The sequence below is a fragment of the Lihuaxuella thermophila genome, assembly GCF_900110165.1.
Classification (GTDB): domain Bacteria; phylum Bacillota; class Bacilli; order Thermoactinomycetales; family Thermoactinomycetaceae; genus Lihuaxuella; species Lihuaxuella thermophila.
Genome location: NZ_FOCQ01000002.1, coordinates 108,857 through 127,656 on the forward strand (window position 1 = coordinate 108,857; position 18,800 = coordinate 127,656).

Genomic DNA, 18,800 nt, shown 5'->3' on the forward strand with positions numbered 1-18,800 from the left:
AGTATTCCGTATGAATAAAATTAAGTATGTTATGCTTCTTTGGCCTGGGCCGAACTTTTCAACACCTCGTGGCAATGTCGACAGCGGGCTTCGTATTGCTCGGAAGCACCCACTTGAATCACCGGTTCATCAACGGCAGCCGGACGCCCGTTGATAATCCGCTGCGTACGGCTGGCAGGACCGCCGCATCGGACACAGATGGCCTGTAATTTTGTGACATACTCGGCAACGGCTAAGAGGAGCGGAGTCGGCCCAAAGGGTTGTCCGCGAAAATCCTGATCGAGACCGGCACAGATGACCCGCTTTCCCTGATCGGCCAGCTTTTGACAAATCTCCACGATCTCCGGCTCAAAAAATTGCACTTCATCGATCGCCACTACATCGGTCTCCGGGGCCACACCGGCCAATATTTCAGATGCGTTGCGAACAGCCTCAGCATCAGCAACCAAACCGTTGTGGGAGGCAATCGCTTCTCTGTGATAGCGGTCATCGATCGCCGGTTTAAATGCCTTGACACGCAACTTGGCAATTTGCGCACGCCGGATCCGGCGGATCAACTCCTCACTTTTCCCCGAAAACATCCCCCCGCAAATGACTTCGATCCATCCTTCACGATGCACAAGAAACGTATCATTCGATCTCAACTCTCTTCCTCCCCCTCATCTGACGAATGACATTGTATCACAGTTACAGGGAAAATGGCATCGGCACAAAGTTCCAAACCCGGACCAAAGCCGCGCACAAAAAAAGCCATCCGACAAGCAGATGGCCTTCCCATACCGGAAGAAAACGGGGAAATCACGATTTCGTCACAGGCCCCTTCTTCGTCCATCTTTCTCTGTTTCGTTCCCCCGCGGGACCCGGAGGTCTTGACGAAGCCACTCCGTCCGCCGGTTCAGCGGGTGCGGAAACCGGCCCCGGCAACGAGGATTTCAGCTCTTTCCTTTGATCCGGCATGAAAAACACCCCCCTTGTTCGCTAAGTTGTTCCATTCCATCGCCTCCCATACATGACACAACCCTGAAAAAGAAAAAAAGACAGGCGGTTTCGCCTGCCTGTCATATCTTATCCACAGTATAGATGGATTACTTCAGATTGTATTTCTTTTTGAAGCGGTCTACACGTCCGCGGGCGGCCGCTGATTTCTGTTTACCGGTGAAGAATGGATGGCATTCGGAACAAATATCCACTCTCAGGTTTTCTACAGTCGATCCGGTTTCAAATGTATTTCCACACGCACAGGTGACAGTTGTCAATTTGTATGCCGGATGAATTCCGTTTTTCATCTGTTCTCACCTCTTTCTAAGCCGATGCAACTGTTTCGTTCAATACAAATCACTGAAGTATTATAGCATAAACAACCATTGGCTGCAAGGAGAGGGAGAAAGAGAGCTTTTTCTATGTTCACGCAAAATTGCGGATCCATCTTGGGTCAGTTTTGATGTAAGAGGCAAAAGATAAGAGCCAAGATTATCTCAATACAGATAACGGATTGATCGCCTGACCGTTTTTTCGGACTTCAAAATGAAGGTGGTAACCCGTCGCATTTCCCGTCTGTCCCATATTCCCCAACGCCTGGCCGGTCGCCACCCTGTCCCCTTTGCTCACGCTGATCCGGCTTAAGTGTGCATAGTAGGTCACCCAGCCTCCTCCGTGGTCAACGATGACCAGATTCCCGTATGCACCCGAATAACCGGCCTTCACGACCACACCGTCAAGCGAAGCATAAATCACAGCCCTCGACTTTTCCGCACTCCAAATGTCGATCCCTTTGTGCTGGCGGCCGTTCCTCCATCCGAAATTGCTGGTGATTTGCCCGCTCACCGGCCACTGAAATACATACGATCCCCGGCGAATGGACGGTTGGGTCGTAAGGCGGACGGGTCTTTTCTGTTTCACAGACGGAGCCGTCGGTTTGGGTACTTCCAACTTTTGCGGGACGGCAATCAACTGGCCCACGTAAGTAATCTGAGGATCTTTGAGCGACGGATTGAGATGGAGAAGCAACTCCTTGGTGGTGTTGTATTCCTCAGCCAGACTCTCCAGCGTGTCCCCGAACTTCAACCGCACCCATTTTCGCGTCAAAGGAATATTGAGAAGCCGGCCAACCTGCAAGCGGCGCGGATCATCGATACGGTTGTACAGAGCCAGCCGGTCGTGGTGAACTCCGTAAAAGAGCCCGATTTGATATAGGGTATCACCTGTTTTTACTTCATACGTGAGTGGTTTTGTCTCTACCTTGGCGGCCAGATTCCCTTCAGCAACTGCTGATATGGGGTTGAGATACTGGTAAAACGCTTCTTGGGCAATTTGCTCCTGATTCCCATCCGGCTTGCTGTTTTGCAGCTCTTCCGCATAGACGGGATGTTTGTCAGTGCCTGTCACCCAAGAAGCGGACGCTGAGCAGATGGTGAGGGAAGAAGCCAACAACGCTTTTTTGCGAGACATCATAGCACCTCACAGAAGATGAAATGTGGGGTGAGATCACCCGGTTTCATCTTATGTGCGAAAGTGCCTCCGTATGCCCCGAAAAGTTTCGAAGTCAGGAAACAGTGGTGGTTGGGCGGGGAGATTTCGGTTCCAGGGAAGCTAAAAACTCTTCATTCGACTTTGCGCTTTTCAATTTTTTGAGAAAAGCTTCGGTGTAATCGGAGCTGTCATTCATCGACTTGCGCAACATCCACAGCTTTTCCAGTTCCGTCTTGCTTAAGAGAAGCTCTTCGCGGCGGGTTCCGGAACGCCGGATATCGATGGCAGGGAAAATGCGCCGTTCGGCCAGCTTTCTGTCTAAATGCAGTTCCAGATTGCCGGTGCCCTTAAACTCTTCGTAAATCACATCATCCATGCGCGAACCCGTTTCGACCAGCGCAGTGGCCAAGATGGTCAAGCTGCCGCCTTCCTCAATATTGCGCGCCGCCCCGAAAAAGCGCTTGGGACGATGAAGGGCAGCAGGATCGATTCCCCCGGACAAAGTCCTGCCGCTCGGAGGAATGACCAGATTGTAGGCACGAGCGAGGCGGGTGATGCTGTCAAGGAGAATGACGACATCTTTTTTGTGTTCCACCAGCCGCTGGGCCCTTTCCAACACGAGTTCGGCCACTTTGATATGATTTTCCGGCAGCTCGTCAAAGGTGGAGCTGACCACTTCAGCGTTGACCGAGCGCTGCATGTCCGTCACTTCTTCAGGACGCTCATCGATCAGCAAAACAAACAATTCGATTTGCGGATAGTTTTGGGTGATACTGTTGGCGATCTCTTTCAAGAGCATCGTTTTTCCCGCTTTGGGCTGTGCCACGATCAATCCCCGCTGGCCCAGTCCCACGGGGGCAATGAGATCCATCACGCGGGTAGAAAGCTTATCCGGGGACGTCTCCAGAATCAAGCGCTTCTCCGGATACAGAGGCGTAAGCGCAGCAAAGTGCAATCGCTCGGCCGCTACATTGGGGTCCTCCCCATTGACCGCTTCCACATGCAATAAGCCGAAGTAACGCTCATTCTCTTTGGGAGGCCTTACTTTTCCGGATACCAGATCACCGGAGCGAAGGTCAAACCGGCGGATCTGCGAAGCGGAGATATAGATATCCTCAGAGGACGGCAAAAAATTGATAGGCCTTAAAAATCCGTATCCTTCAGGGAGAACATCGAGAACGCCTTCCATAAACATTAAACCGTCCCGTTCCGCTTTCGCCTTGAGGATGGCAAAAATCAACTCTTTCTTTTTCATCTGGCTATAATAAGAGATCTGATATTCTTTCGCCAGTTTATACAGATCGGTCAATCTTAGATTCTCCAGATCGCTCAGTGTGAGCTCTTCCATGGTCCATCACCACACTATCAAATTTTCCCCTCCCTTCCCGCAAGCAGTTGAGAGGGACTACCTATAAAACCAGATTCGGCTTCTTTTCCAGCCGGTGGGTTCCGTCCATAAAGCGGACCGTTCCCGTTTTGGCGCGCATGACGACCGAGTGCGTCGTGGCCAGGTTGCCTTGATAGCGCACTCCGCGCAGGAGCTCACCGTCAGTCACACCCGTCGCCGCAAAAATGGCGTCATCCCCTTTGACGAGATCATCCATGCGCAGAACCCGTTTGGGATCTTGGATCCCCATCTGAACACACCGTTGATATTGTTCTTCATTTTCAGGAAGCAGGCGGCCCTGGATTTCCCCACCCAAACATTTTAGTGCAACCGCTGCCAATACTCCTTCCGGAGCTCCTCCTGAACCAAATAAAATATCGACTCCGGTGTCGGGAAATCCGGTATGGATCGCGGCGGCGACATCCCCGTCCGGAATGAGTTTGATCCGGGCCCCTGCCTTGCGGATTTCCTCGATCAGTTTCGCATGGCGCGGCCGGTCGAGTACCACGGCCACCAGATCCTCCATATCCTTCCCTTGGGCACGGGCGACTGCTTTTAAATTATCCTCCACCGGAGCGTCGATGTCCACCTGTCCGACCGCTTTTGGACCGACGGCGATCTTATCCATGTACATATCCGGCGCATGGAGCAGTCCTCCCCGGTCAGAGACGGCCACGACTGAAAGGGCATTCCACAGGCCTTTTGCCACAATGTTGGTCCCTTCAAGCGGGTCGACGGCCACATCCACTTCAGGGAGATATCCCAGGCCCAGGCGCTCCCCGATATAAAGCATGGGAGCTTCATCCATCTCACCTTCGCCGATGACGACCGTTCCCCTCATCGGAATGGTATCAAACACTTTTCTCATCGCGGAGGTGGCCGCTTCATCCGCTTCGTCTTTTTTTCCAAAGCCCATCCAGCGGGCGGCCGCAATCGCTGCCGCTTCGGTGACACGTACCAGTTCCATGGTTAAACTTCTTTCCACGTCATTCATCTCCCTTTCTGTTCTCCAGCCATTCCGTATAAGTATGTCATTTCTCCACAAATAGAGTAACATATTTTTCGCTTATGTTATACTCTTAACCTGGGAATCGCCGGGAAAGAAAGGGAAAAAGCTATTCCCGCCAGATTTCGGCGCCCAAACCGTTCAGCTTCTCTTCCAGCCGCTCATAACCCCGACGGATTTTCTCAACTCCTGTAATACGGGTCACACCATCGGCGATCAGCCCGGCGATGATCAGAGACGCTCCGCCCCGCAGATCGAAGGCGTGAACCTGAGTCCCCGCAAGAGGTGTAACTCCTCTCACGATGGCCGTACGGCCCTCCGTCTGAATTTTGGCACCCATTTTTTCCAATTGGCCGACATGATCAAAACGGGAGGAATAAATGCTATCAGTGATGAGGCTGGTACCGTGAGCTTGGGTCAAGAGGGAGGTGAAAGGTTGTTGAAGATCGGTTGGGAACCCGGGATAAGGCAAGGTTCGGATATCGACAGAGGCATAAGAATCTCGTCCGGACACCGTAATCGATTCTTCCTCTTCTTCGATCTGAACACCCATTTCTCTCAGTTTAGCAGAAACGGACTCCAGATGTTTCGGAATCACCTGTTCGATCCTTACTTGGCCTCTCGTAGCAGCAGCAGCGATCATATAGGTACCGGCTTCAATGCGGTCGGGAATGATCGAATGACGGCATCCGTGCAGCCGGCGCCCCCCACGGATGCGAATCACATCCGTCCCGGCACCCTTGATCTGTGCTCCCATGCTGGAAAGCAGAGTAGCTACGTCTATGACCTCCGGCTCTTTGGCCGCATTTTCAATCACGGTGATCCCTTCCGCACAAACGGCCGCCAGCATCAAGTTAATCGTGGCTCCCACGCTGACAACATCCAGGTAGATGCGGGCTCCTTTCAGACCGGGGGCCTCTATATGTACCACACCGTCTTTGAGGTTCACTTTTGCACCCAGCGCTTCAAACCCCTTGATATGCTGGTCAATCGGGCGCAGGCCCAGCTTGCACCCGCCCGGCAAGCCAATGGTCACCTCATGAAATTTGCCCAAAAGTGCCCCCATGAGATAATAAGAGGCGCGAAGTTCACCGACTCTGGGGTCCAGCACCGGTTGAAGTTGAAGAGTAGAGGGATCGATCTGCAATTCTTTACCAGTTGACGCAACCTTGACTCCCAACTTTTGCAAAATCTCTATGTAAACGGCGATGTCGCCGATTTCAGGGATGTTTTCCAATACAGTCGGCGAATCAGGAAGAAGTGCAGCCGGAATCATCGCTAATGCGCTGTTTTTGGCTCCGCTGATCCTCACATTTCCGTATAATGGCCTGCCGCCTTTGATCACCAGTTTCTCCATCCCCAACCCTCTCTCTGGTACATCTAAAATGAATCCGGCGGGAGGTTGAACCACCTGCCGCCAGACTTTTTTGTGCATGTCTATGTCTTTGGTCCCAGTCGGATCACCCATGATGAGAAAGTCTTTTACCCAACTGTGCCGGTGCTCTTTCTGTCGGCCGCCGGGAAACAAAAACGGTCCGGCGCGGCTCCAACCAATTTCGTTTATCGCCTGTCCCCGATAACCGGCTTACGGATTCAACAGGACCTGTACACCGCTTCTGTCTTATGAATGTTTCGCTTGTTTCCAGTCAGCTTCAAACTTCTCAATGCCCTGGTCGGTGAGCGGATGACGAACCAGTTGTTCCAACACCTTATACGGCAGCGTGGCGATGTCCGCTCCCGCCAGCGCGGCGTCGGTTACATGGACCGGATGGCGGATGCTGGCCGCGATTATCTCCGTTTCGATTCCGTGGATACGGAAAATTTCCGAAACCTGGTGAATCAGCTGGGTTCCGTCATGGCTGATGTCATCCAGCCGCCCGACAAACGGGCTGACGAACGTGGCACCTGCCCGGGCCGCCAACAGAGCCTGATTGGCTGAAAAAATAAGCGTGACATTGGTTTGAATTCCTTTTTTGGAGAAATGATGAACCGCTTTTAATCCCTCCGCTGTCATCGGCACTTTGATGGTGACATTGGGGGAAAGAGATGCCAGCCTTTCTCCTTCTTCAATCATGCCAAGGGCATCCCTGCTCAGCACTTCGGCACTCACCGGGCAGTCGACAATCGATAAGATCTCTTGCAAAACTTCTTCAAACACGCGGCCGGATTTGGCCACTAAACTGGGGTTGGTCGTCACTCCGGACAAGATGCCCCACTCATGGACTTGGCGAATTTCATCAACAATGGCTGTATCGAGAAAAAATTTCATTTCACCATTCCTCCTTTGGGTTCAGGCGGCAGGCAATGATGGGACCCGTCCAAGTCTTAAGCTTTGCCGCTGCTTCCAAACAGTCGCATTTTTGCTTTGACCGTTTCCTTGATCGCTTCCCGGGCCGGTCCGAGATATTTGCGCGGATCGATCATATCCGGATTGTTTTCCAGAAGTTCGCGCACAACGCGGGTGCTCGCAACCTGGTTTTCAGTGTTCACATTGATTTTTCCCACACCCAGGGAAATCGACTTTTTGATCGATTCATCCGGCACTCCGGAGCCTCCGTGCAACACAATCGGAACCCCGATGTTTTGGCTCACTTTTTCAATGATGTCGTACCGGATTTTCGGCTCCCCTTTGTACATTCCGTGAGCGGTACCCACTGCGATCGCCAGGGCGTCCACCTGGGTTTCCTCCCAGAACCGGATGGCTTCTTCCGGATTCGCCAGGGTGGCGTCTTCCTCTGAGACATCCAAATCATCTTCCACACCGCCGATGGTACCCAGCTCTCCCTCTACGGATACCCCTACCGCGTGAGCCGCTTCGACAACTTTTTTGGTCAAGCGGATGTTTTCTTCCAGCGGATAATGCGAACCGTCAAACATGACGGAAGAAAAACCGGCACGGATACATTTCATAACTATTTCAAAGCTGCTGCCGTGATCGAGATGCAGAGCAATCGGCAGACCGGATTCTTCAGCTGCCACTCTGGCCAGTGCAACGACATTATTCAAACCCATGTATCGGATGGCACCCTCACTGGCACCAAAGATCAGCGGGGAGCGTTCTTCTTTTCCGGCTTCTGTAATCGCTTGAACATATTCCAGGTTATTCATATTAAACTGTCCAACGGCAAACCCTTCTTTTTTGGCTTGCGGCAAAAAATAGTTCATGGAAACAAGTGGCATATGGAGGCCTCCTTTAATCTGTTGAAGGGGTTTATTCATTTTGTCATTATATCACTCAAGGTATGAGTTTGGTAGTTGAACGGAAGCCGGATAAACCCAAAATTAAAACGGTTTTCATATTTTCCCGGATGCTTTGACACAGAATGTTCCCCGCTGGATCCGGTGCAGCGGTCTCCCGGTTCCACCCTCTTATATATTCCTCCAATGCTGCGCGTACATGCCCGCCAATGACCAATCCCGGCATTTCCTGGTGATACTGCCAGACACGACGGATCGGAGGGAGCGACTCTGCCGCTGCATCGGAGCGGAAACGGAAGACAAATGCCGAAGCGGCACTCATCCCAAGATATGACAAGCTGATATTTTGAGAAAACCGGTTGTGCAGGATTTGTTCCTGTGTTTGTGCATCCGGGTCGGCCGGCCCTGTTGGCCTCCGTGTTCTTGGGTTTGGCGAAGAAGCAATAAGCCGGCCGCTCCGGTCCCACACTTGGGGTGCGGATCAAACCTGCTGCCGCTCAAACACGTGATCCGCTTCCTCCCTTCGTTTGGGGAGCCTCCGCCGGGTACGTTTCGCCCCATCATGGCCTCCCTGCACGAGTTGACCTTTCATCGCTAGTTTCCCGTTCATTCGGGGCTGTATATCTACACGGGGATTTCCCGCCGCTGCCCATCGCTGAAAACAAAAAACACAGCCGATCGGCCTTTGGGTGCCACGCAATTGCCGGAAGAACGGGCAACCAAAAGCGGCTGTTCAAGTACACGGGCGATGAATAAGCAGGACGGACCAGGTCCGGTTTCCATCAAAAGAGATACCGACTGTCTCCATGTTTTTTCGAGACGTTTATCATCCGGGAATGGATGGTCCCGAACGGGACATCGGCCCGGCTGGTGCACACGGACACACCCACCACCGTTTGTGACTGATATCCGTTTTTAAGATGCCAGTTGTCTCATCACTTCCGACCGGAGCTCTTCAATGTCAAACGGTTTGGTAAAATGGGTTAAAGCACCGAGCCTGCTGGCTTCAGCAACCATATCCAGTTCCCCGTAAGCCGTCATCATGATCACTTTTACTGTTGAATCAATTTGCCTCAGCCGTCTCAAGAGCTCCAGTCCATCCATCCCCGGCATTTTCATATCCAGCAAAATAAGATCCGGCCTTTCCGATCGAATAATTTCCAAAGCTTGTCTGCCGTTGGATGCCTGAAAAATATGCAGATTCTCCTTGGAAAATACTTCTTTCAACAGCAGCCGGATTCCATATTGATCATCAACCACCAAAATCTTCTTCAGTGACATCGGTGCAGACCACCTCTCTTGCTCCCGGGAAATATCTATGTAAATCGTATGAAAAAGCACCATTTGCTGACTATATTTTCGTGTCCGTCCCGCTTTTTCCTGCTATGGCCATACAAAATTTGATCTTGTGGGATGATCGCGTTATCAGGGTATATTCCGAAATGCGCAATGATCACAGAGACCCAATGAAAGCAAATGGACCGGAAAACAATTTAAATATTGGGATAAAATCAACCAGGCAAAAAGAGTTAATGACCTGACCCCACCTTCCCGAACAAACTGGCAACATCCACAAAATCACCAATGCAGGGGCTGTTCGTTTTATTGAGATACCTTCTGTCATTTTCGATCAGTTTATAAATCTCAAAGGTAGCCAACGCATCGTCAAGCGCCCGGTGATGTTTCCCTTTCGCCTTGTACCCGTACTCATGGAGAGCTTTGATCAGTCCCGTTTGGTTGCGGTCACCATAAAAATTTTTATACTCAATGGACAGATCCGCTTCCCGGCCCTTAAAAGGATAAGGAACTCCCCAATATTCACAAGATTTTCTGAGCACATACATATCCATGTTTCCCCAGGTGACCACGCGCGCGTTTCCGCTTTGATCAAACGTTTTTAAGATTTCGACCAGTTCGGTGAAGGAAATGCCCTGATCCACATCGGCCTGGGTGATATTCAAAAATGCCTTGCATCTCTCCGTTAAAATCGGGTTGATCACCGGCTTTACGTAAGAACTGAATGTTTGTTGCACTTCAAGGCCGGATACACAAACCATTCCCACTTCAATAATTTCCGGGACAAAACTCTTGTCTCTTCTCTCCGTTTCCGGCATTGTAAATTCAAAATCAATAAAAAGATGATGATCAGCCATTGGCAGCTCCATCCTTTGCTTCAACGGAATTCTATTTCTACTATACCAAGAAATCGCAAAAAAGGGTGACTGAAAAACGACTGTCCGGCTCTATTTACGCCAATGCGTGATGAAAAATGTCCGCTCCTTCACCCCCGTCTCTTTCGGCATCCGAAGGAAAAATGTGATAAAATCTGAATAGAACAAAAAGCGAGGGGGTTCTTTCTTTTGCGCGTATTAGTGGTGGGAGCCGGAGCCGTTGGCGGTTACTTCGGGGGAAGGTTGGCAGAAAAAGGAGCAGATGTTACTTTTTTAGTCCGCGAGCGGCGCAAACAGCAACTCGATCGCGAAGGTCTGATCATCAAAAGCGTTCATGGCGATACCGCGCTGCGGGTCAAAACGCTTTTGCCCGGACAGCCGGACGATCCATATGATCTGATCTTATTGTCAGTCAAAGCATACCACTTGGATCAGGCTTTGGATTCGCTACATCATTATGTAGGTGAACATACCACCATTCTCCCATTGCTGAACGGAATCAGTCATATCGACACCATCGGAAAGCGGTTTGGTGCGGAAAAGGTTTTGGGAGGCCTATGTTTCATTGAATCAACACTGAACGGGCAGGGACAGATCGAGCAATACAATCAGGTGCATGAGATCGTCTTCGGTGAATGGAATGGGGAATCAACGCCCAGAGTGCGCAGGATGGAAGAATTGTTTGCGGGAGCAAACATGAGTGCCCGTTCGAGCGGACAAATCAAGGTGGAGATGTGGAAAAAATACATTTTCATCAGCGCGATGAGCGGAATGACTTCCATCATGCGAAGCAGCATCGGGCCGATTCTCTCTTCCCCGTACGGGAAAGAGACATACTTGCGTTTGCTCAGGGAAATCGTCGGCATCGCCCGCACGCAAGAGCCTAACTTGAAAGAAGACTTGGCCGAGCGCATTCTGTCCAACATGGAAAAGCTGGAGCCGACCATGAAATCATCCTTGCTGAGAGATATGGAAAAAGGGCTTCCCATCGAGACGGATCATCTGCATGGAACGCTCATCCGCCTCGCCCCTCAGGAATTGGACTTGCCGATTTTGAAAATGATTTACAGCACTCTTAAAATATATCAAGATCAACATGATGCTGCCGGAAAATGACCCATCAGGCGGCAGGAAAAAACAGCAACCATTCTTCGCAACCCACGGATGGTTGCTGCCTCTTTTGTCAACGTATATATCCGTGGCTCGGTATGGCCTGCTAAGATCGGCCTCCCGACTGCAGGAGCTGGTTACATCCGCTGTCGACCAAACGGATCGACTGCTTTTATCTTCCGCCGGGTGCGGTTCGGGTTGTGTCGGCCGGCATGAAAGTTTTGGTTCGCGACCGCCGGAATGTTGCCTACTTTTGCATCATCCGTTTGGCCACTTGGCCCAACGCCTCAAATTCGAGAGCTTCTTCGTCTTCTGAACGAGTCAGTTGCAACTGGTGAATGCAGGTTTCACAAGCCATGGGGTGCAGGAAACTCTTGGCCGGTCCGATCGCCTTGTCACTTTGTTCCACAAGATGAAGTTGCCAGCGCCAAACGCCTTCCCCGCAGAAATCACACCATCCTTGCGGGGACAACGCGATGGGCTGTCCGGTTTCCTGGGCGATCCGTTGATAGTGTTGAATCCACTTGGTTGTCAGCCTCTCAATGATGTCTTCCTTCACGCTCATCGTTTGACACTCCCCTCCATAGCTCACTTTTCTCCTGATGCTGTCTGCCAAGCAGGTTGAATCGTCACCTCAATGCCAAGTGCCTCCAATACTTGGCGGATTTTCTCCGAACTGGCCCGTGCATACCCGTTCCGTTCATCCTTCGATACCTGTTGAGGAGTAACCCCGAGACGTTCGGCGAGCTCCGATTGGCTGAGCCCCTTCCAGATCCGAAAACGAACCAGTTGTTGTCCGATGTTTTCAAAGTTGCAGGTCATGTCAAACTCGCCCCGTTTGATGGCTTCATACTCTTGAATCTCCGCTTGAATCTTCATCGTCAAGTGGGAGTGAGCCAGGGTCAAGGAGTCAATCTCTTCCTGGGTCAACCCCTCTCTCCGCCATCGATCCTGAAGTTTTCGGATTCCCTCTTCCCAGCTGGCGATCATTTTTTTCGATTCCCGGTAGGCATTCTCCGTGATGATCAAATCATCCCTTCCTTTCTTCACTATTGCGCCGATGTTTTTATCCACAGATCTCAACAGGCTCACTGGTGGCGGATCCGTTTGCCCTTCCTGGGTCAAAAAGGATTTCGTCTGTTGGGATGATAATTTACAGAAAATACACTCTATTCATCAGGAACAAGAGCAGTTTCTCTTCGTTTCGGCATGAGCTTCCCATGCCCTTCTAACCATTTATTTTTATTTTTAAAGATTCAACCTGCAGGTTGTATATTCCTGCTAAAAAAAAGAAAAAACTCCCCTAAAAAAGGGAAGGTTAGTGGGGAAAACCCGGCCACCCTCTTCCTATGAAGGGGGGCACTTTTCTCTTAGGAATGAATCAACTCCTTTTCAAAGGCCATAAACGGCTCCTGATGCGTCGGAAAGTAAAACTTCCCTCTCCGCTCATACCCCTGGCCTTCGTATAAGTTCATCGCTTTTTCGTTGGGGATGTAAGTATCGAGACGGATACTGGAATAACCGTGGGTTTTGGCGAACTCCTCAATCTCATCCAACAGGATTTTGGAGATTCCCTGTCCCTGAAAAGAGGGGTTGATGCATAATCTATGTACAACCAAAAAGTTACCGGACCGGTCTTGCCAGGGGATTTGCTTGTATTCCGGTTCGTACTCTTTGTTCAACACGACGGCGCCGGCGATTTTTCCGTCCTTCTTCAGGAGGTACAGATTCCCTTCTTCCAAGTCCCTTTTTAACACATCGGGGTTGGGATAGTCTTCTCCCCACTGGTCGATCCCGTTTTCGTTCATCACTTGCACGACGTTGTCGTAGAGATTGATGATCTCCGGCAATTGTTCTTCTTTCGCTTGAACGAATTTCATCTTTCCCTTCCTCTCTCAAACATGATTCCTTATCATTCTTATATTTTAATCAAATGAGGCAAGGGATACACGAATCACCTGTCCAAACAGAAGAGCCACCCCCCGGGGAGGCAGCTCTTCTGTTCAGGTATAGGAGTTATCCGTTTCCCTTCTCTTTTCCTACATCAAAACGATGCCCACCACGGAGATGACGGCAATCAATATACCGAGCCCCATAAAGATGATGGGAATTTCCTGCCCTTTTTGATCGAGATGCATAAAGGTAAACAGCTGCAGCACCACTTGGATGGCCGCGAGAATTGTAATCGACCAGAAAGTTCCCTCCGGACTCAGCCAATTGCGTTCAACCAGGATAAATGCGATCGCAGTAAATAGGATCATCAAAAAAAAGGAAATCACGTATTTCCAAGGAGATGAGGAAGACGTTTGTTTGGCGGGTTTGACTGTCTGCCGGTTTAATTGGGGATCCATCGGTGACCCTCCCTCGGATGCGGGGGATTTTGTTTTTATACTATTTATATTATACAGAAAAATTCTTCTATCCTGCAAAACCGGCCGTTTTTATCGCACGGAACATGTGGCATAATTTTTCCACTTTTGTCAATTGATCTTTGACATTTCGCCTTTCTAATCTATAATGGAATATGAAAAGTGAATACATGTTCATTTAATCCTTCGGGGCAGGGTGAAATTCCCGACCGGCGGTGATGGTGCCTGTTCGACCAGGAACAGCGTGCCTCAGTCCGTGACCCGCTTGATGCGGTGGATTCGGTGAGATTCCGAAACCGACAGTATAGTCTGGATGGGAGAAGGATGATAACACGTACGAAAAAGGAAGAAGCGACGGGGGAAGTGTGCCCGTTTTTGCGGTACGGAAGACCTGATGGCTTGTGAAAAGGATGGATTCCTTTATTTTCCGAAACAGGTCGGTGTCCCCTTCTTTCCCTATGCCCGGAGGAAGCTGCGTGCCTGTGACGGCACCTCTTTCTCCGGGTTTTATAATCTGTCGTACGGTTGTCATCAGAGACACAAAAAGGAGTGTGTACATCTGATGCAACATTCACAGCGTTTGACGAAATTGGTCTTTTTGTCGCTGCTTTCCGGAAGTGCTTTTTTGATGCAATATCTCGACTTTCCTTTGCCGGGGTTCCCCACTTTTTTGGAGATAGATTTCAGCGATCTCCCCGCCTTGGTCGGCGGACTTGTCTATGGCCCGGCGGCAGGGATCCTGGTGGAGTTTTTAAAGAATCTGCTTCATTATTTGTTCTCGGGCAGCATCACAGGCATTCCCATCGGGCAGATGTCCAATTTCCTCGCGGGAAGCATCTTTGTCACGGTTACCGTACTGATCAGCCGGAAGACCGGGAATGTAAAAGGACTGGTCTACGGGTTGGTAACCGCAACGATCCTGATGGCCGCCGTGATGACCATCGCCAACTGGTATGTGATTTTCCCGGCATATAGCATCCTCATCGATTGGACAGTTACTCATGCACAGAAAATGAGCCTGATTTTATACGGAGTCGCTCCTTTCAATGTGCTCAAGGGCCTTCTCATCGGGTTCATCTTTATCCCGCTCTATTTGAAATTAAAACCATATATGGAGCAGCGATCTCTTGTGCGTGGATAACCTATAAAAACCCAGCAGGGATTTCCCGCTGGGTTTCGTATTTTGATGAAAGCGAAAAGCGAATATGAACGTGTCATTTCTGAGTTTCCCGTATAAAGACGAATGGACTTGAGTTGCTTCATATAAATCTCTAGTCATTTTCCATTTCTTGAGCAATGGGTGGCAAAATCTGCGGATGCTCCATCTACCCCTATGAAAAAGCCCGGTGAGCCGCTTGTTTTTTGGAGGTAAGTTCGGCGTACATTCAATCCAGATGCCTGTCCAGCAAGAGCGGCCTTGCCGGTTTGGTTTGCCTACCGGATCTCGCCCTCCAAAAGCGTTCCGATCTCGTACACCTTGCCGGTTCGTTCGTCTTCTATATAACGGCGGCCCTGCAAATCCTCGATATAGGTCAAGATATACCGAATCGTTTTGTATTTTTTGGACTTAAGCTGGAGGAAGCGGGACACTTTCATCTTCTTGGGCACAGACACGGGACGGCTTTCCATGATAATTTTCACGAGGCGGTCAATCTTTTCCATATCGCGGATCACACCTCTCTCACCCCGGCCCCTTTGGGCAAACACTTCGATTTCCACCGGGGCGAACTCCTTTACATCCACGGCGCCGATATTTTGTTCCTTATAGACGCTTCCAAATCCCGCTTCTTCTTTAATGGCGATCCACTGGTCCGTCGGCACCCCTTTGATCGCACAAACGATTCTTCCTGCAGGAGTGATTCCTATTTCTTCCCCGATGTCAGAAAGAGGAACTTCCAAACCGAAAGCCTCGGTATAGTGTTTTCCGCGGTAAATATAAGCTTGGCCGTCAACCTTTACTTCAGGCAAATCGCGAGAACAGCCGCCCAAAATGGCCACCGCCAGGATCAAGCACAAAAGCAGACTTGCTTTTTTCTTCAGCAACATCCATCCCGCCTATCGTTACAATGTCTATACCAAAAATAGATTAAAAAATAATAAAATTCTATATTGTAAAAATACCCATGCTATGATTATAATATCAAGTGTAAATATTTTCAAATCAGGGAGGTTGGCGATGAAAAAGTGGTTTAAGCTGTTTGTGGCGGCCGCGCTGATGTTTTCGTTCAGCTTCTCTATTGACGCACCGGCATATGCCGAAAAGAAGAGCACGATTTCGGGCCGGGTGACTACCACGATCGAGTTTGACAAGGAACATGCCGAGAAAGCAAAAAAATGGATGGGCGATTCGATTGAGAGAATGAAAGAAGACCTGAATGCCCGGTTAAAGGATGCTTCCAAAGAAGAGGCGAAGAAGATCAGGAAAGCCCTGAAAGAATTAGAGAAAACGAAAGTGGAGGACCGGTTTGACACTCATCCGGACGGGTCGGCGGATCTGAAGACGCCCTTGCCGTTTATCGAGATCCAGGTCGGCGATAAAAGGACGACCACAGATAAGCATGGGAAGTATGTTCTCTCCGGCCTGGCACCCGGCAAATACAAGATGATCCTGTCGAGAAACGGATCCACCGTCCGCGAACTGGAGATCATCGTGGAAAACGGACATCCGAAAATGGATATCGATATCCAATTGTTTGACAAGCAATTTATCGCCAACGCAAAGCGGATGAGCCGGTCGATGGCTTCCCGCTCCACTTCCGATGATACCGTCCACGCTCAGGGAAATAAAACCTATCCGCCGCTCGAAAAGGGAACCGTTGTTGGTTATGGAGACGGTGCAATGAAAATTTTAACCGATCCGCGTACGGAGATCGCCAATATCGTCGGCTGCAACGAAGCGGATGAAGGGGTCACCCTCCCTCCTCCCGGGCAAAAAGAGCCGGATCCGAATCAGAAGGATCCCAATGACGATACAGAGGATTTTCCCTTTAATAGTTCAGATTGCTCCCGGTCGATCGCACTTGGGATGAGTGCTGCGACTAACCCGTTTTTATCCTGGTTTTACGGCAACAGCATCAACTGTTATATCGAGTCCATCCAGTCCGGAATGCGCGCGATCGGTGACGGCACAACCAATGTATATTGCAATTGGACGAAAAAGGAAGACGGACACTGGAATTGCTCCTGGTTCAACGGGATCGAACATCCGGAATACCTGCACACCCATGAATAATATCCACGGCGCAAGGCTGTCCGATGCGGGGCAGCCTGCGCGCATGTGACCTGTATCGCCAATCCATGCTCGAGCAAGCATAAAGGGGAGTCCGTCTTGGTTCACCGATCTCTGTTTCTCCTGTTCATCCTTTTGCTGGCAGCCGGATGTGCAGCAAAGGGGGGGAACTCACTGTCCGATGACAAAATGGCAGCTGCACTCAACTTCATTTCACCGCGGATCTTCCCGCTGCCGTCAGAAAGACCTGCCCTTTCACTTCCGGGTAGGTCTTTCTCTTTCCGGTCAGAACGTTGTTTTTACCGATTCCGGTTCTTGGCCAAATGACCCCACAATCCGTCTTCGCTCCTTTTCCCCCTTGTACGGCGACAGAAGACCGCCTTCCTCCGAATCAATGACATAAAATCAATCGTTGACACACATAGCTGACTGTCCATTTTCATGTGGAGTTTAAAAATGTGTTGACACGACACCAAATGGTGTCCTATGATTAAAGAGACACTAAATGGTGTCCAATTAGGAGTTAGTCATGTGGAAAGTTTGGAACCGGAATAAGTTTCCCTTGAAACGATGATGAGGAGGAAACAAATGAGTAAGATGATCGGTGCGGATACAACCGCGATCGTAGAAACCCGGTCCCGAGGAAAAATGATTGCTTATTGGTCAGTCACCTTACTACTTGCAGCAGCTGTTATGTTAAGTGGTATCGGGCAACTGATGCAATATGGGGGAAACCTTGAGTTAGTGACGAATCTTGGTTACCCGGAATACGTCTTGACCATTCTCGGGATTTGGAAAGTGCTTGGAGCCATCGCTCTCGTCGTGCCGGGTTTTCCCCGGCTGAAAGAATGGGCCCACGCCGGGATCTTCTTTTTAATGACTGGTGCGGCTTTATCTCATGCGTTTGCTAACGATTATGGTGATTACGGGTTTCATATTATCCTCCCGCTTTCTTATGCTGCACTAAATATCGCCTCGTGGGCGCTCCGTCCGAAGAGCCGCATACTTTAAGGAGGTGGTGGAATTAACGGCTGTCCCTTCGTACCACCAATAGACGTATACTACAGAAAATAAGATTTTTAGGAGGGGGCGCTGTGAGCGAGAACAACCAGTTGCGGGATGTGTTTGACGCGATTGCAGATCCGACCAGGCGCCGACTGATTCGTCTGTTAGCAGAAGCAGAGGAGAAACCGCTTCATGAATTAACGGCCCAGTTTCAAATGGGGCGTACAGCGGTATCCAAGCATTTGGCGATTTTGAAAGAGGCTGGACTGGTGACCAGCAGAAAAGTCGGCAGAGAAACGCGATTCAGGCTAAACGCCTCTCCACTCAGAGAGGTTCAGGATTGGGTGGCTTTCTACAGGAAGTTCTGGAGTACGAACATGATGCGCTTGAACCAACTATTAGAGGAGGATGAAGAATGAGTTTAACATTATCTTTGGATTTTCAGTTCACGACATCGATCGAGAAGCTTTGGTCCGCCTTAACTGATTCAAGCAAGCTTGCCAAGTGGGTGGTCAACATCCACACCGGTCAGGCGATGGAGAATGATTTTAAGCCCGTCGTGGGGCACCGTTTTCAGTTTCGCACTCAGCCGAACGAATGGTGGGATGGAATTATTGAAGGGGAAGTACTTATCGTGGACGAACCAAACCGGTTGTCCTATACTTGGGCCAGCGGAGGAGAGGAGCACACGGTCACTTGGACGCTGCAGGATTTAGGGAACGGAAAGGTTAACCTTCATCTCGAACAAACCGGGTTCTCAAACGCTCAAGGACTCCAAGGCGCCAAATATGGCTGGAGTAAATGGAGCAGCGAGCTTGAAAAGGTGTTGGAACAATAACCGCATCCAGTACTCAAA

22 protein-coding genes and 1 riboswitch are annotated in these 18,800 nt (G+C 50.1%); of the genes, 6 read left to right on the forward strand and 16 right to left on the reverse strand.

Annotated features, from left to right (window positions below):
* Nucleotides 1-29 precede the first annotated feature (29 nt).
* From BMW55_RS02405 to kapD, 11 genes are all read right to left on the reverse strand, one after another.
* Nucleotides 30-644 (reverse strand): thymidine kinase, encoded by a 615-nt coding sequence (locus BMW55_RS02405; protein ID WP_280139731.1) that lies wholly within the window; start codon nt 642-644, stop codon nt 30-32.
* Between the two features lie 154 nt (nt 645-798).
* On the reverse strand, nt 799-957 hold the full coding sequence (locus tag BMW55_RS19205; protein WP_170839699.1) for a hypothetical protein: 159 nt from the start codon (nt 955-957) through the stop codon (nt 799-801).
* A 128-nt stretch (nt 958-1,085) separates the two neighbouring features.
* Nucleotides 1,086-1,286 carry a 50S ribosomal protein L31 gene (rpmE, locus tag BMW55_RS02415; protein ID WP_089964986.1) on the reverse strand — a complete coding sequence of 67 codons (201 nt, stop codon included), beginning with the start codon at nt 1,284-1,286 and terminating at the stop codon, nt 1,086-1,088.
* A gap of 184 nt (nt 1,287-1,470) precedes the next feature.
* The gene (locus BMW55_RS02420; protein WP_170839700.1) at nt 1,471-2,448 is read right to left on the reverse strand and encodes a LysM peptidoglycan-binding domain-containing M23 family metallopeptidase; all 978 of its coding nucleotides are present in this window, start codon (nt 2,446-2,448) and stop codon (nt 1,471-1,473) included.
* A gap of 94 nt (nt 2,449-2,542) precedes the next feature.
* Nucleotides 2,543-3,817 (reverse strand): transcription termination factor Rho, encoded by a 1,275-nt coding sequence (gene rho, locus BMW55_RS02425; RefSeq protein ID WP_089964989.1) that lies wholly within the window; start codon nt 3,815-3,817, stop codon nt 2,543-2,545.
* A 61-nt stretch (nt 3,818-3,878) separates the two neighbouring features.
* Nucleotides 3,879-4,841 (reverse strand): class II fructose-bisphosphatase, encoded by a 963-nt coding sequence (glpX, locus tag BMW55_RS02430; protein WP_089965446.1) that lies wholly within the window; start codon nt 4,839-4,841, stop codon nt 3,879-3,881.
* A gap of 130 nt (nt 4,842-4,971) precedes the next feature.
* Nucleotides 4,972-6,219, reverse strand: coding sequence for a UDP-N-acetylglucosamine 1-carboxyvinyltransferase (locus BMW55_RS02435; RefSeq protein WP_089965448.1), 1,248 nt, complete (start codon nt 6,217-6,219; stop codon nt 4,972-4,974).
* 264 nt (nt 6,220-6,483) lie between these two features.
* Entirely contained in the window at nt 6,484-7,131 is a 648-nt protein-coding gene (gene fsa / locus BMW55_RS02445; RefSeq protein ID WP_089964993.1) for a fructose-6-phosphate aldolase, read from the reverse strand.
* 56 nt (nt 7,132-7,187) lie between these two features.
* Nucleotides 7,188-8,042, reverse strand: coding sequence for a class II fructose-1,6-bisphosphate aldolase (gene fba / locus BMW55_RS02450; protein ID WP_089964996.1), 855 nt, complete (start codon nt 8,040-8,042; stop codon nt 7,188-7,190).
* A gap of 933 nt (nt 8,043-8,975) precedes the next feature.
* Nucleotides 8,976-9,341, reverse strand: coding sequence for a response regulator (locus BMW55_RS02465; protein WP_089965002.1), 366 nt, complete (start codon nt 9,339-9,341; stop codon nt 8,976-8,978).
* A 248-nt stretch (nt 9,342-9,589) separates the two neighbouring features.
* Nucleotides 9,590-10,213 carry a 3'-5' exonuclease KapD gene (gene kapD / locus BMW55_RS02475; protein ID WP_089965006.1) on the reverse strand — a complete coding sequence of 208 codons (624 nt, stop codon included), beginning with the start codon at nt 10,211-10,213 and terminating at the stop codon, nt 9,590-9,592.
* Between the two features lie 207 nt (nt 10,214-10,420).
* On the opposite strand from kapD, the gene BMW55_RS02480 reads away from it, so the two are divergent.
* Nucleotides 10,421-11,347 (forward strand): ketopantoate reductase family protein, encoded by a 927-nt coding sequence (locus BMW55_RS02480; RefSeq protein WP_089965008.1) that lies wholly within the window; start codon nt 10,421-10,423, stop codon nt 11,345-11,347.
* Between the two features lie 241 nt (nt 11,348-11,588).
* Here BMW55_RS02480 and BMW55_RS02485 read toward each other — a convergent pair whose 3' ends face one another.
* From BMW55_RS02485 to BMW55_RS02500, 4 genes are all read right to left on the reverse strand, one after another.
* The gene (locus tag BMW55_RS02485) at nt 11,589-11,906 is read right to left on the reverse strand and encodes a hypothetical protein (RefSeq protein ID WP_089965010.1); all 318 of its coding nucleotides are present in this window, start codon (nt 11,904-11,906) and stop codon (nt 11,589-11,591) included.
* Nucleotides 11,907-11,929: 23 nt separating this feature from the next.
* Complete coding sequence (locus tag BMW55_RS02490; RefSeq protein WP_139179418.1) at nt 11,930-12,370, reverse strand: helix-turn-helix domain-containing protein; 441 nt, start codon at nt 12,368-12,370, stop codon at nt 11,930-11,932.
* Between the two features lie 341 nt (nt 12,371-12,711).
* Nucleotides 12,712-13,221, reverse strand: a complete 510-nt coding sequence (locus BMW55_RS02495; protein WP_089965014.1) for a GNAT family N-acetyltransferase — start codon at nt 13,219-13,221, stop codon at nt 12,712-12,714.
* Nucleotides 13,222-13,380: 159 nt separating this feature from the next.
* Entirely contained in the window at nt 13,381-13,692 is a 312-nt protein-coding gene (locus BMW55_RS02500) for a cytochrome C oxidase subunit IV family protein (protein WP_089965016.1), read from the reverse strand.
* A gap of 196 nt (nt 13,693-13,888) precedes the next feature.
* Nucleotides 13,889-14,039, forward strand: a riboswitch (FMN riboswitch).
* Nucleotides 14,040-14,272: 233 nt separating this feature from the next.
* Here BMW55_RS02500 and BMW55_RS02505 point away from each other — a divergent pair.
* Nucleotides 14,273-14,851 carry an ECF transporter S component gene (locus tag BMW55_RS02505; protein WP_089965450.1) on the forward strand — a complete coding sequence of 193 codons (579 nt, stop codon included), beginning with the start codon at nt 14,273-14,275 and terminating at the stop codon, nt 14,849-14,851.
* A gap of 293 nt (nt 14,852-15,144) precedes the next feature.
* Here BMW55_RS02505 and BMW55_RS02510 read toward each other — a convergent pair whose 3' ends face one another.
* Nucleotides 15,145-15,753 (reverse strand): hypothetical protein, encoded by a 609-nt coding sequence (locus tag BMW55_RS02510; protein WP_139179419.1) that lies wholly within the window; start codon nt 15,751-15,753, stop codon nt 15,145-15,147.
* Nucleotides 15,754-15,886: 133 nt separating this feature from the next.
* Between BMW55_RS02510 and BMW55_RS02515 the strand changes: the two genes are divergently transcribed.
* From BMW55_RS02515 to BMW55_RS02530, 4 genes are all read left to right on the forward strand, one after another.
* Nucleotides 15,887-16,942, forward strand: a complete 1,056-nt coding sequence (locus BMW55_RS02515; RefSeq protein ID WP_089965019.1) for a hypothetical protein — start codon at nt 15,887-15,889, stop codon at nt 16,940-16,942.
* A 585-nt stretch (nt 16,943-17,527) separates the two neighbouring features.
* Nucleotides 17,528-17,950 (forward strand): DoxX family protein, encoded by a 423-nt coding sequence (locus BMW55_RS02520; protein ID WP_089965022.1) that lies wholly within the window; start codon nt 17,528-17,530, stop codon nt 17,948-17,950.
* 83 nt (nt 17,951-18,033) lie between these two features.
* Nucleotides 18,034-18,363 carry an ArsR/SmtB family transcription factor gene (locus tag BMW55_RS02525; protein ID WP_089965024.1) on the forward strand — a complete coding sequence of 110 codons (330 nt, stop codon included), beginning with the start codon at nt 18,034-18,036 and terminating at the stop codon, nt 18,361-18,363.
* Nucleotides 18,360-18,782 carry an SRPBCC family protein gene (locus tag BMW55_RS02530; RefSeq protein ID WP_089965026.1) on the forward strand — a complete coding sequence of 141 codons (423 nt, stop codon included), beginning with the start codon at nt 18,360-18,362 and terminating at the stop codon, nt 18,780-18,782. Before BMW55_RS02525 ends, BMW55_RS02530 begins: the two co-directional genes overlap by 4 nt.
* The last annotated feature ends 18 nt before the right edge of the window (nt 18,783-18,800 follow it).